This window comes from Thiomonas sp. TH-17, from assembly GCF_057473305.1.
In genome coordinates, this window is sequence record NZ_JBYCKI010000307.1 from 1 (window position 1) to 14,683 (window position 14,683).

Here is a 14,683-nt window from a genome sequence, read left to right on the forward strand (position 1 = left end):
CCCGAGCAGATCGGCCAGCGTGCCGCCGGTCATCAGCAGCGCGGCGTAGCTCAGGTTGTAGCCGTCCACCACCCATTGCAGCGCGGGCAGCGGCGCCTGCAGGCCGACGCCAATCGCATGCACCGCCAGATTCACCACTGAGGTGTCCACCTGGGCGATAAGCACGGCCAGGCAGAGAATGAGCAGGATGACGCGGCGATCAGGTTGCGCGGCAGGGTCTGGCGTTCCGGTTCGGCGTGGCGATGTCGCGGGGTTTTCTCGCGCAGCCCGAAGCGGAAGGTCGTGCCGACTCTCACGCACGGATTGATGCATAAAGTCGATAACCGTTACTCAAACAAATCGCTGTTTTTGCTGCGCTGCTCCTGCGAATAATCGGCACCCCAAATAAAACAACTGGAGGAGTCAGATGAAAAGGGTTCAAGTAGGGTTTCTCAAGAGTTGGGTGGGAGCGTTGGTCGTTGCCCTCGCAGCTGGTTTGAGCGCCGCGCAGGCGGCTGTGTTGCCGGGCGCGCTGGTGACGCCGCCCTGGCTGCACGACCACGCGAAGCAGGTGCAGATCGTCGATATCCGCGACAGCCTGGGCTCGCTGACCAACGACCCCAAGTTCACCACGGTCAAAGGGCAGAAAGTGCTCGAAGAGGTGGGCGGGCATATTCCGGACGCGCTGTCAGTCAACTTCTGGGGCCTGCGACAAAAGCATGTGATCGACGGCAAGACGATCGACTTCATGTTGCCCACAGCCAAGGAGTTTGAGCAAACCATGCAGGCCGTGCAACTGGAGCCGGGCAAACCCATTGTGATCGTGCCCACCGGCGACGACGCCACCTCGCTGCAAGAGGCGGCGTTCTTCGCCTGGGAACTGCAGGTGTTCGGCGTGCCGCAGGAGCAGATTGCGATTCTCAACGGCGGCATGCACGCTTGGACTTCGGCTGGTTATGACGTGGATACCGACGCCATCGCCCCCATGAGTTCCAGCAAGTGGAAGGCCCAGGCGCCGAACCCGGCACTGCTGGCGACGACGGCCGAAGTGCAGGCGGCGCAGCGTGCGCATGGGCTGCTGCTAGATGCGCGTCCGCTGGCGCAATTTGCTGGTCTGGAGCGCACGCCCGCAGTGCTCGCGGCGGGCAGGCTGGCCGGCGCGACCGCGCTGCCCGCCGAACTGCTTTATCGCAACGCGGATGATGGCTCCTGGCGGTTTCTCTCAGCGCACGTCTACCGCAAGGTGCTGGCCGGTAGCGGCGTGCAACGCGTCGCTCCGGGCATCGTGTACTGCAACACCGGGCAGTACGCGGCTGGCGCCTGGTTCGTGATCGACCGCATCATGGGGCGCAAGGGTCTGCGCGAATATCCCGGTGGCATGAACGAGTGGGAGCAGCGCGGCCTGCCCGTGGCCCGTTTCTGAGCGCCCGCTTGCGCAGGGTCGGCCGCGTATCGCGCGGCCCTGTACGAAGCGGCCAAAAAACGGCAACCGACAACAAGCGACAGGAGATACACCCTGAAGCAATTGTCGTCGCCAACGCGTGATAAAAAGCAATCAAAACATTCATCCCATACCGAGGAGACAAACATGATTCATACCCCCCTTCACCGCAAGCTGATGCGTCCCGCGCGCCATCTGACACTGGCTTTTGCCCTGCTGGGCGCCGGTCTGATGCAGGCACAGGCGGCCAATCCGTCGATGCTGAACGACTTCAAGTTCGACGCGCCGACCTACATCCACAAGCTGCCGTTCGCCAAATACAACGTGGTGCTGCAGGTGAGCGAAGATGAGCCGGCCCGCTGGGATCTGGTGCTCAACAACGCGCTGAACATTCTCAACGCCGTGGGTCAGGAAAACGCGCGCGTGGTGGTGGTGGCCTATGGTCCGGGGCTGAAGATGCTGTTCAAGAACAGCCCGGTGGCCAAGCGCATTTCCTCGTTGAACGACGAAGGCATCGAATTCGACGCTTGTCACAACACCATGGAAGGCATGGCGAAAAAGCTCGGCCACCTGCCGGTGCTGGTGCCGCAGGCGGTCATCGTGCCTGCCGGGGTGCTGCGCATCATGCAACTCGAACACGCGGGGTTTGAATACATCAAACCCTGACGTGACGCGATCCACTCCTTCTGCTGCTTCGGCAGGTCTGCAGGGCCGATCTGCGCTGTTCAACTAACCCCTTGCGCGGGCTGTGCTGCGGCATTGACGGTCTCTTGTGGGTGGGTCGGCTTGACCTGTGCGAAAGCGATCAAGCCCTGCAGCGCGGCCACATAGGCCAGCAGCGCTTCTCGGCCAGTAGCCGTTAACGCATAGGCGGTCTGCGGGCGCTGTCCGTCGTTGATCTTGTGCGCATGTACATAGTCTGCGGCGATCAGCTTTTTCAAGTGGGCATCGAGGTTTCCGTCAGACACCTCGATCAGGCGCTTGATATCGGAAAACGTGGCCTGCCCGACTCCGGCGAGGTAGGCCGCGATCTGTGTGCGCAGCGGCTGGTGCAGCAAGGGATCAAGGGCGTCGATGCTCACGGTGCGGGCGGATTCAGTGCGTCCATCTGGAGGTGCAGCACAGCGGCGTCTTTGCCGTCCTTGCCGGGGATGTGCATCTGGAACTGGGTCTTGAGCATCTGGTTCCAAGGCATCCAGTGCTGGCCGTCCAGGCTGGCGTATTGCCGGTAGCCATAAATGCCGCGCTTGAGCACGATGTGCAGGGTGGATTCGGCGCCCTGGGTGAAGGCGCTGCCGTCCACCACGGTGCGGATGGGCAGCGGCGTTCCGGCGGGGAAGTACAGCACATAGGCGTCGCCGCTGGGTAGCGGTTGACCAATGGTGATCACGGGCAACTTGGACGTTTCGGCCGCCGTTGGAGAGGGGCCGGGGGGCAGGCTGCTGCAGGCCGCCAGCGAGGCGCTGGCGAGCAGCAGGGGCAAGAGCAGGTTTCGCATGAAAAACTCCTGTGGGGGTTGAAAGAGGACGGATCAGGACGGGTCGCGTGCGGTCATATTTACTACCAGCCCGACTTGCAACTGCGGGCCGATGCCCGGTTGCAGCGTGGCGCGCATCCAGGGAATGAGCAGGGCCGTTGGATAGCCTTCGTGCTGCCAGGGACCTGTGGGGTAGCGCCATTGCCCCGTCGGCCGACCGTGCTCGACCAGCACTTCTACCGGGCGTTTGAGTACCAGGGGCAGCACCGAACTGGCGCTGGGAGAAAAGGCATCGCCCGACACCTCGAAGTGCACCGGAATGGACAGCCCGGCAGGCAGCAGCACGGTCTGCCGTGTCAGCGGATTGCGGGCATACTCCTGCAAAGTTTGCAGCGGAGCGGCAGCGGGCTGCTGCGCGTCGGCCAGACGCTGTGCCAGTAGCGGCGGGACAAGCACCACGCCCAGCCAGAGCAGCAGCTTGGCGCCGCGCAGCCAAAACGGTGCCGACGTTGCATGCCTTTGGCCCTGCAACAGGGCGAGCAGCGGCATCCCGAGGCCGAAGGCGGCTGCGGCCAGGTACTGCAAGGACTGCGCATCCAGACGAAACAGCACCGAGCAGACCCCGAGGGCGATGAGCAGGCCGCCGACCCACTCGACCGTCTGCTCCGAAAACAGGCCGTGCACATACAGCCCCAGGCCAACGAGCACCAGCCAGAGGGGGAAGACGAGGTAGGCGCCGCCAAAGAAAAAGGTGGCGAAGGTGCCCAGCACGCCGACCGACAGCAGCAGCCACCACACCTTGAGCACCTGACGATGGATAAACGACCAGAGCTCGTCGCGCGCCAGCTTGGCTCGCCGGGTGAGCTGCCAGTCCAGAAGGCTGACCGCGCCGAGCAGCAGGGACATCAGTCCCAGCCAGGCCATGGCGCGCGTTGCGGCGTCGGGGATCTGATCGGCGGTCAACAGGTGGTTGCTGACCAGGGCCAGACCGCCAAAGCTTGTCCCCCACAGAATCAGGCTATGAGGCTCCAGGCGCAGGCTGCGTTGCCCGGCGCCCAGCATGGCGTGGATGCTGTCGAGCTGCTGTGAGGCGATGGATGGCATGCGATCTCCCTGAGTGACTCTGTTTTGCAGAGCTTAGTGCTCTGCAAAACAGAGTGTCAAGCGGAGATTCGCCGAAGTCAGGCATTTTTCAGGGCTGTGAGCGCGTCGTCAAAGGCGCTGATCAGCGCATGCGCGTCGCTTTCGGAGTGTGCCGGGCTGGCGAGCAGCATGTTGTGGAAGGGGGTCAGCAGCACGCCACGGTTGAGCAGCGCCAGCTGCAGCGCGGGTTCCAGCGCGTCGTCGAAGGCGGCGCGGGCTTCGCTGCCGTTGCGCGGGCGCTGCGCGGCGAACTGCACTTCGCAGCGCGCACCGATGCGCGTCACCGTCCACGGCAACGCTTGGGCTGTGATCACGCGTTCCAGCCCGTCGGCCGCCTGTTCGGCAATGGCGAACATATGGGCATAGGCGGCCTCGGTCATCACCTCGGTCAGCATGGTGTGCATCAGTCGCAGGGTGAGCAGCCCCGCTGACAGCGTGGTGCCGATGCCGGAATGACCCGGCGGCGATGCGGTCTTGACGGCCTGCATGCGCGCACCGACTTCGGCCGTGAAGCCATAGGTGGCGCCGGGCGTGCCGCCGGCGATGGGCTTGCCGAGGATGAGCACGTCGGGCTGCAGGCCGTTTGTGCGGCAGTAGCCGCCGGGGCCGCAGGAGAGCGTGTGCGTCTCGTCCATCACCAGCAGTGCGCCGTGCTCGCGGGTGAGCTGACGCACGGCGTCGAGAAAGCCGGGTTCGGGCAAGACCATGCCGATATTGGTGAGCACGGGCTCGGTGAGGACGCAGGCGACGTCGCCTGCGGCCAGCGCGGCCCGCAGGCCGTCGAGGTCGTTGAACTCGACCACCCGGGTGTAGGTGGTGAGATCGACGACCTGGCCCAGCAGGCTCGGGCGGGTGTGGGTGCGGCCCTGCGTGTCGAGATCGACGAACACATCGTCGACCGTGCCGTGATAGCAGCCGTTGAACACCACGATGTGATGGCGCCCGGTGAGCGCGCGCGCCCAGCGCAGCACGAAGCGGTTGGCATCGCTGGCCGTGGCGGTGAACTGCCACATCGGCAGGCCGAAGCGCCGCTCCAGCAGATCCGCCGCGTCGAGTGCGACGGTCGAGGGCAGCATGGTGGTGGCGCCAAACGCGCCGTGTTCCGCCAGGGTGCGCGCGATGGCGGCGGGGCTGTGGCCGAACATGGCGCCAGTGTCGCCCAGACAAAAGTCGATTAGCGCGTGGCCGTCCACATCGAACAGGCGCGCGCCCTGCGCCTTGTCCACATAGAGCGGCACGGGCGAAGGCGCATCGGCCATCCAGTGCAGGGGCACGCCGAACAGAAAGTGGCGCTGGGCCTGTTGGTGCAGCGCGGCGCACCTCGGGTGCTCTGCCAGGAAGCGGGCGGATTCAATCGCGTGAAAGCGGGCGACGCGGTCGGCGGGAAGGCTTGTGGGGCTCATGACGGTGGGCGTCGCAAGACGCTGTGAAAAACGGCTGACGTGCAGTATCGCGAAGGCTGCGGGGGCATGGCAAGCACCGAAATGGCCCCGCGCGGGGAGGGTAAAGTGGTTCTATCGTTTATGAAAAATTGACGATATGGTTCAGACCGCTTGCAAGGCTTCATTGGCGTTTGGGTGACGGCGTGTCCGCTACCCGCTGAACTTCGCAGTCCGTTCACAAATTCAAAACATCATGGTTCAGCACGCATTTGCCTTTCTGTCACAGCAACGGTTCCTCGGCGCACCCCCATGCGCCGGGGAAGCGCCAGCCGCGCGTTTTGGCGTGGCCGGCGTGGCCTGGGACGGGGCGGTGACCAACCGCCCCGGTGCCCGATTCGGGCCGAACGCCATCCGCCAGGCCAGCCAGATGCTGTGCGATGCGACGCACCCGTTTTTCGATCTTTCGCCTACCGAAAACCTGTGCGATCACGGCGATCTGTATCTGCCCAACACCAGCCTGGAGACGATGCGCGCCGCGCTCGAGGCCCAGGCGCGAACACTCTTGGCGCGTCAGCACATGGTGTGGCTGGGCGGGGATCATTCCATCACCCTGTCCTTGCTGCGGGCGTTGCGCGCAGTGCATGGGCAGCCGCTGGCCGTGCTGCATTTCGATGCGCATTGCGACACCTGGACCGACCACTTCGGTGAGCCATCGGGCCACGGTACCTGGGTTTACGAGGCGGTGCAGGAGGGGCTGGTGGCGCCGCAGAGCTTCGTGCAGGTGGGCATACGCTCAGCCGCCGAGCGCGAGGCGCGTGAATACGTCAACGCCATCGGCGGCCGGGTGATCACCGCGCGCGAGCTGCGCGGCCTGGAGAGCCCGTCGCAGCTGGCCCCGGTGACGGCCGATATCCGCGCCCGGCTGGCCGCGAGCAACGCCCCGGTGTATGTCACGCTGGACATCGACTGTCTCGACCCCGCCTTCGCCCCCGGCACCGGCACGCCCGAGCCCGGCGGCTTGAGCAGCGCGCAAGTGCTGTCGCTGCTCGAAGAGTTGTGCGCCATGCAGCTCCCCTTTGTCGGCATGGATTGCGTGGAGGTGTCGCCGCCCTACGACCACGCCGAACTCACCTCCAATATCGCCGCGCTGTGCGTCTGGACTTATCTGTGCGCGCGACTCGCTTCAGAAAAAACTGTCACCCCCTGACCCGGAAGGATCCCGCGCATGATGCGGCTGGAAGAACAGGCCCAGCGCCTGATCGAGAACTCGTATTACGTCGATTCGGCGCACGCCGCGCCGCGTCACGCGCCGCTCGAAGGCGAGGTGCAGGCGGATGTGTGCATCGTCGGCGGCGGTCTGGCGGGGCTGTCGGCCGCGCTGGAACTGCGCAAGCGCGGCATGCAGGTCGTGCTGCTCGAAGGGCGGCACATCGGCTGGGGCGCCTCGGGCCGCAACGGCGGCCAGGCGCTCGCGGGCTACGCCAGCGAGATGGAACCGTTCGAGCGCCAGCTCGGCGCCAAGAGCGCGCACTTCGCCTGGGAAATGTCGCTCGACGCCATTCGCCTGATGCGGAGTCGCATTGATGAATACGCCATCGACTGCGACTGGACGCCCGGCGCGATGAGCGTGGCGGTCACGCCCAAGAAGGCCCGCGCGCTGCATGCCTGGGCCGAGCACATGCGGCGCGAATACGGCTACACCCATCTGCAGAGCTTCGATGCGCAGCAGACCCGCAGCCTCATCGCCAGCAAACGCTATTGCGGCGCGGTGCTCGACGATTTCAGCGGTCACCTGCACCCGCTCAACTACACCCTGGGACTCGGCCGCGCCGCTCTCAACGCCGGGGTGGTGCTACACGAGCAATCGCCCGTCATCAGCGTCAAACCTGCGGCGCAGGCCGGTGGCGGCAAGGCCCTGGTGCAGACCGCCCGGGGCAGCGTGCGCGCGCGCCATGTGCTGCTCGCGGGCAATGTGCAGCTCGGCGATGTGGCGTCGCGGCTGGCCCGGCGCATCATGCCTGTGGGTACTTACATCATCGCCACCGAAGCGCTGGGTGCGCAGCGCGCGAAATCGCTGGTGCGCAACCGTGCTTGTGTGAGCGACACCCAGTTCGTGCTCGACTACTACCGCCTCACTGGCGACGACCGCCTGCTGTTCGGCGGCCGGGTGAGCTATTCCACCGCCACCCCGCGCGATCTGGTCGCCACCATGCGCCGCAGCATGCTGGCGGTGTACCCGCAGCTTAGCGACGTGAAGATCACCCATGCCTGGGGCGGCTTTGTCGACATCACCATGAACCGCGCGCCCGATTTCGGCCGCATCGCGCCCGACGTGCTCTATCTGCAGGGCTTTTCGGGCCACGGTCTGGCGCTCACCGGCATGGCAGGCCAGCTTGCCGCCGAGGCCATCGCCGGACAGGCCGAGCGCTTCGACCTGTTCACCCGCTTGCGCCACAAACCCTTCCCCGGCGGCGATCTGCTGCGCACCCCCGCGCTGGTGCTGGGCATGTTCTGGTACCGGCTGCGCGATCTGGTTTGAAGACGGCGTAGCCGCTCTGCCGCGTCGGCGCTTGATTCACCAAACCCAAGGCAAAACACCTTCACCCCGCTGGCGATTTCTGCGGGTACACCCTCGTTGTTTGGCGCAGTTTTTCATCGGTTCATCACGTGCGTTCACACGGCTTACATGAGGTTTCAATTCATCCCGGTTCCTCCTCTATCTCTTTTCCAGTCGCCTCCCTATAGTCATCTCGGTTCACAAAAAACGTCATTTCAGTTCGTTGACACAACAGGAGACAGGCATGAACAAGGAAGATTCGAAAGAGCAGGTTCAGATGGATCGTCGCACGCTGATCAAGGCGGGCGGCGCGGCGGGTTTGGCCGCTTTGCTGGGCACGCAGGTGCCCAGTTGGGGCGCCAGCGAGACGCCAGTGAAGATCGGCATGATCGACCCGATCACCAGCACGTTTGCAGCGCTCGGGCAGAGCGAAATCAAGGGCGCCAAATTCGCTGAAGCGGAGATCAACAAAGCGGGCGGCGTAATGGGACGTCCTCTGCAGATCTTCGTGGAAGACAGCGCAGGCAATCCCGGCACTGCGGTCGACAAGGCCTCGCGTCTGTTGAGCCAGAACAAGGTTGATTTCCTCATGGGCACGGTCAACTCGGCGGCCTCGCTCGCCGTGTCGCAGTTTGCCAATCGCCACGACAAGCTCTTCGTCTGTACTGGCGGCCACGTCGACAGCCTGACCGGCAAGGAGTGCAAGACCACGACCTTCCGCACCTGCTCGACCACGTGGATGTTGACGGCCGGCGACTTCGAGACGCTCTATAAGAAGTTCGGCAAGAAGTGGTACTTCCTGACCACTGACTACGCCTTTGGTCAGTCTGAGCAGGCCGACTACACCACACAGCTCAAGAAGGCGGGAGGCACAGTGGTGGGCGGCGCGCTGGTGCCCGTGGGGGCGACCGATTTTTCGTCCTACCTGATCGACGTGAAAGCCAAGTCGCCCGATGTGCTGTGCCTGCTGCTGGCCGGTAACGACCAGGTCAACTGCATGAAGCAGATCGCGCAATTCGGCATCAACAAAGACATCGCCGTGGGCGGCGCTTTGTTCGAACTGGAGCAGGCCCAGGCATTGCCCGAGGCGGCCCGCTACGGCTGGTGGACCATGGAGTGGTACTGGAACCAGCCGAACACCCCGCATGTGGCGGATTTCGTCAAGCGTTACACCGCAGCCAACAAAGGTGAATATCCGACGGCGCGCGCATGGTTCGGATTTGCCACCACGCATGCCATTCGTCTGGCGGTGGAAAAGGCCAAGTCGCTCGAAACGGCCAAGGTTGTCAAGGCAATGGAGGGTCTGGTGTTGCCCCCGGAGATCGCGCTTCAGCCCGGCAATGTGTTCTACCGTCCGCAGGATCACCAACTGATGCTGGGCATGTTCCCGGGGCACGTGATTCAGACGGGCAAGTATCCGAACCTGTTCGACGTTTCGGGCATCGTGCCCGGCGAGAAGATCGCGCTGCCGCCTTCGCAAACCGGGTGCGTGCTGCCTAAGGCTTGACGTGCTGAGTGCCCGGAACTGAGCTGATCCAGCCCAGTTCCGGCGTTTGCTTGCAAGTGCGTCGGCAGGTTCGCCTGGTTTGGGATCTGCCGCCTGTTGTTCTGCTGCTGCGGAGGCATTGCCTTGAATCTCGTTCTCATTTTCAACATGTTCAACGGCCTGATCACCGGGGCGTTTTATGCGCTGCTGGCGCTCGGTCTGGCGCTCATACTCGGGCTGAACAACACCATCAATTTCGCCCAGGGCGCCTTCATGGCGCTGGCGGCCTACTTTGCCTACACCCTGGAGCCAAGCCTGGGGTTCTGGGGGGCGCTGGCTGTGGCGCCACTGCTCGCCGGGGTGCTGGGGCTGGTGGTCGAGGTGTTTCTCATTCGTCGGCTGTACAAACGCGATCCGCTGTATTCGCTGTTGCTGACCTTCGGTCTGGCGCTGATCATGCAGGACGTGATCCGCACCGTCTGGGGGGCCAACGGGGTGCCGCTGTCCATACCGGAATCGCTGGGACATCCCCTCAGCCAGACCTACTTCTTTCTCACCGGCTACCGCCTTTTTGTTGTCGCTGTCGCTCTGGTGGGTACTGCCGTGCTGTTCGCCGTGCTGCGCTACACCCGGCTGGGCATCCGCATCCGCGCCGGCAATGCCGATCTCGAAACCGTATCGGCGCTTGGCGTGAACATTTACCTGCTGCGCACCGCGAACTTTGTCATCGGCATCGTGTTTGCAGGCGTGGCCGGCATTCTGGCGGCGGGCCAGCTCGGGCTGGAGCCGACGATGGGAGACGGCCTGCTCATGCCGGCCTTTGTCGCCATCGTGGTCGGGGGCGTGGGTTCTCTGCTGGGTTCTCTGCTGGGCGGTCTGCTCATCGGGGTGGCCTCGGGCATCACCACGGCCTACTTTCCCGCGGCGAGTGAGGCGGTGATTTACCTCATCATGGGGCTGATGCTGGTGGTGCGGCCGCGCGGACTCATGGGGCAGGAGGGATTGTTCGAATGAGTACGCCCGCTTATACCGCTCCACCTCCCCGATCTACCATGCAAACCTCCAACCTCAAACAGCATCTCGGCACCGGCATTCTGGCGCTGGTGCTGCTCACCGCCCCGGCATGGCTGCACCATGTCGGCGGCTACAACGACATCGCCTCGCGCGTGCTGATCTACGGCCTGGCCGCCATGGGGCTGAATCTGCTGCTCGGGCATACCGGCGGCCTGTCGTTCGGGCATGCCGCGTATTTCGGGCTGGGCAGCTACGGCGTCGGCTTGATGCTCAAGTACATGACGCACAACGTGCTGTTGGCATTGCTCGGGGGAACTTTGCTGGGGGGCGTTGTGGCCGCCGTGCTCGCGCCCATCGCCGTGCGTCGTCGCGGCATCTACTTCGCCATGATCACCATTGCGATCGGACAGATGTTTTATTTCATCGCCATTCGCTGGCAGGCCGTGACCGGGGGCTATGACGGGCTGACCGGCTTTTCCCGGCACACCCTGCATCTGTTTGGGTTCGACTGGACGATGGGCTCTCTGGGCTTTTATTACCTCGTCGTGGCCTGCTTCGCGCTGGGCGCCCTGGTGCTGTGGATCGTGCTGAACTCTCCGCTGGGCCACACCTTTGTGGCCATCCGCGAAAACCAGAAGCGGCTGACCTTTCTGGGCTTGCCGGTGCAGCGCTATGCGGCGATTTCCTTCGCTCTGTCTGGCCTGATCGTGGCGCTGGCCGGCGGTCTCAACGCCCTGCTCGACAACTTCACCTCGCCCAACACTTTGAACTACACCTTCTCGGGCGACTTGGTGGTGATTGCGGTGCTGGGTGGGATGCGCGACTTCTGGGGGCCACTGGTCGGGGCGGCCATCTTCGTGCTGGTGCGGGATTACGCCAGCTCGGTGACTGACAACTGGATGTCCGTCATCGGCCTGATCTTTGTGCTGTCGGTGCTGTTTTTCCCGCTGGGTGTGATGGGATTCTTGCAGCGCAAGGGGAAGACATCATGAGCTTGCTGCAACTGCACAACGTATCGCGCCGCTTTGGCGCACTCAAGGCGCTGACCGACATTTCCATCGAGGTGCAGCCCGGCGAGCTGCGCGCGGTCATTGGCCCCAACGGCGCGGGAAAGACCACGCTGTTCAACCTGATCAGCGGGTTTTTCCCGCCGAGTGAAGGGCAGATCACCTTTGATGGCAGGCCCATCCAGACGGTCAATCCCGGTGAGCTTGTCAAGCGCGGCATCATCCGCACGTTTCAGATCACCGAGATCTTCCGCTCGCTCACGGTGTATGAAAACCTGCGCATTGCCGTTGAGGTGGCGCAGGGCGTGAACCTGCGTCCCTGGATGGGGCGAGCCCTGCGTAAACGCATCGACGATCAGGTGGATGAGTTGATGCATCTGGTGAAAATCAGCGGCAAAGCGGACCGGGTGACGGGCGAGATGTCGCACGGCGACCAAAGGGTGGTCGAGGTGGGCATTGCGTTGGCCCGCCGTCCCAAGCTGCTCCTGCTCGACGAGCCCACCGCCGGGATGGGAGATGAAGAGACGCACCATATGACCGCGCTGATCCGTGATCTGAACAAGAACCAGGGCATCGCCACGCTGTTCGTGGAGCATGACATGGAAATCGTGTTCGGCATCGCCGATCGCATCACCGTGCTCGACAACGGCACGCTGCTCGCCGAGGGCACGGCCGATGAAATTGCCAACAACGCACGGGTGCAGGCGGCTTATCTGGGTCAGGCGGCCTGACCGCCCTGACCCAAGCCGACATCCCCACAGGACTCTCCGCTTATGACCGCCGTTCTCGAACTCGACAACATTCATACCTACTACGACAAAAGCCATATTCTCAAAGGCGTGTCGATGACCGTGGGCGAAGGCGAACTCGTCGCGCTGCTGGGCCGCAATGGCGCTGGCAAGACCACGACGATGCGCTCGGTCATGGGGCTGACGCCGCCGCGCCAGGGCAAGATCAAATTCTTCGGCAAGGACATGACTGGCGCCTCGCCGCACCGCATTGCGGGCCTGGGCGTGGGTTATGTGCCCGAGGGACGCAAGATTTTCGGGCACCTCACGGTGCACGAAAACCTGCTGGTGGTGCAGGAAACGCCGGGGCGCTGGAATATCGACGGTGTGTACAAACTCTTTCCCCGTCTGCATGAACGCCGAACCAGCAAAGGCGGGCGTCTTTCAGGCGGCGAGCAGGAGATGCTGTCCATTGCGCGCGCGCTGCTGCTCAACCCCAAGCTACTCATTCTCGACGAACCCTCGCAGGGTTTGGCGCCGGTGATCGTGCAGGAGGTGATGCGCACGGTGGGACGCATGAAGGAAGAAGGGATTTCCGTGCTGCTGGTCGAGCAGAACGCCTTTCTTGCGCTGCAACTGGCTGACCGCGCCTATGTGTTGTCTGAAGGTGAGATGGTCTTTTCGGGTGATGCGGCCGCCTTGCGCGACGATAAGACCCGGATGGAACAATTGGCGGGCGTGGCCCACGCCGCTTGATTGCGGCTTCAGTGGGCTTCAGTCGGGCAACTGGCTGCGGATGAGCATGCACAATTTCTGCGCCCAGGGCGGTACGCGCTCGGTGGGCACGTAGGCATAGCCGAGGATCAGCCCGCGGCGCTGCGGTGCGCCGAGGTAATAGCGCGACAACGGCCGCACCGTCATGCCCTGCGCATCGGCCGCGCGGGCGATGGCCTCGTCGTCCACATCGGGCGTGTTGAACAGCAAACAGAGGTGCAAGCCGGATTCCTGGCCGGAGATTTGCACCCGGTCGCCCAGACAGCGCTGAATGCGCCGCGCCAACTCGTCGCGCCGTGCCTGATAGGCCACGCGCAAACGGCGAATAAGGGTGTTGAGATGGCCTTCGGTGATGAAGTCGGTCAGCGCGGCCTGCAGCATGAGCTGACCCGGGCGGTACAGGTCGTACAGCCCGGTGTTGAAGGCGGGCAGCAGATCGGTCGGCACTACCAAATAGCCCAGACGGATGCCGGGGTACATCACCTTGGAAAAGGTGCCTGAGTAAAGCACCTGAGCATGTTCGTCCAGTCCCTGCAGGCTGGCGAAGGGACGGCCGCCGAAGCGGAACTCGCTGTCGTAATCGTCTTCGAAAATCCAGCAGCGCTGTTGCGCGGCAAACTGCAGCAGGGCGCGGCGGCGCTGCAGGCTCATCACATGGCCGAGCGGATATTGATGCGAGGGCGTGACGTAGATCAGCCGTGGCCTGCCCTGCTGCCAGTCGGCCGCTGACGGCGCCATGCCCTCCAAGTCCACCGCGATCGGCTTGAGCTTCAGCCCGGCGGCCTGCAGCGCCCGGCGTGCGCCCCAGTAGCAGGGGTTTTCCACCCAGGCCTCGTCGCCGTGATCGGTGAGCAGGCGCGCGGCCAGATCGAGCGACTGCTGCGTGCCCGAGGTGATGAGCACCTGTTCGGGCGTCACCCGTACCGAGCGCGAGAGGCTGAGGTACTGCGCAATGGCCACGCGCAGCGGCATATAGCCGCCTTCCTGGCCGTAATCAAGCAGGTCGCGGTCGAGGCTGCGCCAGTACTTGGCCTGCAGCTTTTGCCAGAGCTGGATGGGGAATTCGGCAAACTCGATTTCGCCGGGCGCGAAGGGCTGCACCTCAAAGTCCGCCGAGCCCGACTGCGCGGTGAGCAGGTTGCCGCGCTGCGAGAGTTCGCGCGGCGAGCCGCTGTTCGCACTGGCGGCCTGCGCCAGCTTGCGCCCGCGCGCGGGGCTGAGCGGGCCGAGTTCCGGCAGGGTGTCGGACACGAACGTGCCGCTGCCCTGGCGCGCGGTGAGGTAGCCTTCCGCCGTGAGTTGATTGATGGCCGACATGACCGTATTGCGCGAGAGATTCAGGTCGCGCGCCAGATCGCGGGTGGACGGCAGTTGCACCCCGGCGGTGATGCGACCCGCCAGAATGGCGCCGCGCAGCGAGAGATACAGGCGCCGGTTGAGCGGCGGGGCTGCCGCCGCGTCGCCTTCGGTGCGCTGAAGTTCGGTGAGCAGGAGTTCGGACAGGGCAAGGGGTCGCATGGCTAGGAGTCTGTCGGGCTTGAGGATCGCGGGCTGCAAAATGGCGCTGCGGCGCCCTGCGGCAGCGGCTATGGGGCGGCAAATCCGCCGCTACAGGGCATCCACACCGCCATTTTTCGCCATCCGCGCCCCAAGCCCGACAGACTCCTAGGCGCGGCAGGTAAAAACTGGCTCCAT

14 protein-coding genes and 1 pseudogene are annotated in these 14,683 nt (G+C 64.2%); 9 read left to right on the forward strand and 6 right to left on the reverse strand.

Translation table 11 applies throughout. The features are described 5' to 3' along the window. Positions 1 to 312 (reverse strand): annotated as a pseudogene (locus AC2VLV_RS16750) (hypothetical protein); the annotation flags it as partial. A gap of 94 nt (positions 313 to 406) precedes the next feature. Between AC2VLV_RS16750 and AC2VLV_RS16755 the strand changes: the two are divergent. After that, positions 407 to 1,402 (forward strand): sulfurtransferase, encoded by a 996-nt coding sequence (locus AC2VLV_RS16755; protein WP_486991044.1) that lies wholly within the window; start codon positions 407 to 409, stop codon positions 1,400 to 1,402. A 165-nt stretch (positions 1,403 to 1,567) separates the two neighbouring features. Then, on the forward strand, positions 1,568 to 2,086 hold the full coding sequence (locus tag AC2VLV_RS16760; protein WP_486991045.1) for a DsrE family protein: 519 nt from the start codon (positions 1,568 to 1,570) through the stop codon (positions 2,084 to 2,086). A 59-nt stretch (positions 2,087 to 2,145) separates the two neighbouring features. Here the strand turns inward: AC2VLV_RS16760 and AC2VLV_RS16765 are convergent, their stop codons facing one another. The 4 genes from AC2VLV_RS16765 to AC2VLV_RS16780 form a co-directional block, all read right to left on the reverse strand. Next, the gene (locus AC2VLV_RS16765) at positions 2,146 to 2,502 is read right to left on the reverse strand and encodes a transcriptional regulator (RefSeq protein WP_486991046.1); all 357 of its coding nucleotides are present in this window, start codon (positions 2,500 to 2,502) and stop codon (positions 2,146 to 2,148) included. Further along, positions 2,499 to 2,918, reverse strand: coding sequence for a hypothetical protein (locus AC2VLV_RS16770; protein ID WP_486991047.1), 420 nt, complete (start codon positions 2,916 to 2,918; stop codon positions 2,499 to 2,501). The genes AC2VLV_RS16765 and AC2VLV_RS16770 overlap by 4 nt, the downstream gene beginning before the upstream one ends. 33 nt (positions 2,919 to 2,951) lie before the next feature. Continuing rightward, complete coding sequence (locus tag AC2VLV_RS16775) at positions 2,952 to 4,001, reverse strand: MFS transporter permease (protein WP_486991048.1); 1,050 nt, start codon at positions 3,999 to 4,001, stop codon at positions 2,952 to 2,954. Positions 4,002 to 4,078: 77 nt separating this feature from the next. Next, a complete protein-coding gene (locus AC2VLV_RS16780) occupies positions 4,079 to 5,443 on the reverse strand; it encodes an aspartate aminotransferase family protein (protein WP_486991049.1) in 1,365 nt (454 codons plus the stop codon). Positions 5,444 to 5,675: 232 nt separating this feature from the next. Between AC2VLV_RS16780 and speB the strand changes: the two genes are divergently transcribed. The 7 genes from speB to AC2VLV_RS16815 all read left to right on the forward strand — a co-directional run bounded on the left by speB (position 5,676) and on the right by AC2VLV_RS16815 (position 12,970). Next, complete coding sequence (gene speB / locus AC2VLV_RS16785; RefSeq protein ID WP_486991050.1) at positions 5,676 to 6,629, forward strand: agmatinase; 954 nt, start codon at positions 5,676 to 5,678, stop codon at positions 6,627 to 6,629. An 18-nt stretch (positions 6,630 to 6,647) separates the two neighbouring features. Next, positions 6,648 to 7,961: an NAD(P)/FAD-dependent oxidoreductase gene (locus AC2VLV_RS16790; RefSeq protein ID WP_486991051.1), complete on the forward strand. Its 1,314-nt coding sequence runs from the start codon at positions 6,648 to 6,650 to the stop codon at positions 7,959 to 7,961. A 262-nt stretch (positions 7,962 to 8,223) separates the two neighbouring features. Continuing rightward, positions 8,224 to 9,486: an ABC transporter substrate-binding protein gene (locus tag AC2VLV_RS16795; RefSeq protein ID WP_486991052.1), complete on the forward strand. Its 1,263-nt coding sequence runs from the start codon at positions 8,224 to 8,226 to the stop codon at positions 9,484 to 9,486. Between the two features lie 123 nt (positions 9,487 to 9,609). Next, positions 9,610 to 10,479, forward strand: coding sequence for a branched-chain amino acid ABC transporter permease (locus tag AC2VLV_RS16800; protein WP_486991053.1), 870 nt, complete (start codon positions 9,610 to 9,612; stop codon positions 10,477 to 10,479). After that, the gene (locus AC2VLV_RS16805; protein WP_486991054.1) at positions 10,476 to 11,471 is read left to right on the forward strand and encodes a branched-chain amino acid ABC transporter permease; all 996 of its coding nucleotides are present in this window, start codon (positions 10,476 to 10,478) and stop codon (positions 11,469 to 11,471) included. Before AC2VLV_RS16800 ends, AC2VLV_RS16805 begins: the two co-directional genes overlap by 4 nt. Continuing rightward, on the forward strand, positions 11,468 to 12,217 hold the full coding sequence (locus tag AC2VLV_RS16810) for an ABC transporter ATP-binding protein (protein WP_013104337.1): 750 nt from the start codon (positions 11,468 to 11,470) through the stop codon (positions 12,215 to 12,217). The genes AC2VLV_RS16805 and AC2VLV_RS16810 overlap by 4 nt, the downstream gene beginning before the upstream one ends. A 42-nt stretch (positions 12,218 to 12,259) precedes the next feature. Next, positions 12,260 to 12,970, forward strand: a complete 711-nt coding sequence (locus tag AC2VLV_RS16815) for an ABC transporter ATP-binding protein (protein ID WP_486991055.1) — start codon at positions 12,260 to 12,262, stop codon at positions 12,968 to 12,970. An 18-nt stretch (positions 12,971 to 12,988) separates the two neighbouring features. Here the strand turns inward: AC2VLV_RS16815 and pdxR are convergent, their stop codons facing one another. Next, positions 12,989 to 14,506 carry a MocR-like pyridoxine biosynthesis transcription factor PdxR gene (gene pdxR, locus AC2VLV_RS16820; protein WP_486991056.1) on the reverse strand — a complete coding sequence of 506 codons (1,518 nt, stop codon included), beginning with the start codon at positions 14,504 to 14,506 and terminating at the stop codon, positions 12,989 to 12,991. Between the last annotated feature and the right edge of the window lie 177 nt (positions 14,507 to 14,683).

Coding starts and splice junctions, on each gene's coding strand:
- AC2VLV_RS16755 (WP_486991044.1), top strand. CDS start 407: ATGAAAAGGGTTCAAGTAGGGTTTCTCAAGAGTTGGGTGGGAGCGTTG.
- AC2VLV_RS16780 (WP_486991049.1), bottom strand. CDS start 5,443: ATGAGCCCCACAAGCCTTCCCGCCGACCGCGTCGCCCGCTTTCACGCG.
- AC2VLV_RS16815 (WP_486991055.1), top strand. CDS start 12,260: ATGACCGCCGTTCTCGAACTCGACAACATTCATACCTACTACGACAAA.
- speB (WP_486991050.1), top strand. CDS start 5,676: ATGGTTCAGCACGCATTTGCCTTTCTGTCACAGCAACGGTTCCTCGGC.
- AC2VLV_RS16775 (WP_486991048.1), bottom strand. CDS start 4,001: ATGCCATCCATCGCCTCACAGCAGCTCGACAGCATCCACGCCATGCTG.
- AC2VLV_RS16790 (WP_486991051.1), top strand. CDS start 6,648: ATGATGCGGCTGGAAGAACAGGCCCAGCGCCTGATCGAGAACTCGTAT.
- AC2VLV_RS16760 (WP_486991045.1), top strand. CDS start 1,568: ATGATTCATACCCCCCTTCACCGCAAGCTGATGCGTCCCGCGCGCCAT.
- AC2VLV_RS16795 (WP_486991052.1), top strand. CDS start 8,224: ATGAACAAGGAAGATTCGAAAGAGCAGGTTCAGATGGATCGTCGCACG.
- AC2VLV_RS16770 (WP_486991047.1), bottom strand. CDS start 2,918: ATGCGAAACCTGCTCTTGCCCCTGCTGCTCGCCAGCGCCTCGCTGGCG.
- AC2VLV_RS16805 (WP_486991054.1), top strand. CDS start 10,476: ATGAGTACGCCCGCTTATACCGCTCCACCTCCCCGATCTACCATGCAA.
- AC2VLV_RS16810 (WP_013104337.1), top strand. CDS start 11,468: ATGAGCTTGCTGCAACTGCACAACGTATCGCGCCGCTTTGGCGCACTC.
- pdxR (WP_486991056.1), bottom strand. CDS start 14,506: ATGCGACCCCTTGCCCTGTCCGAACTCCTGCTCACCGAACTTCAGCGC.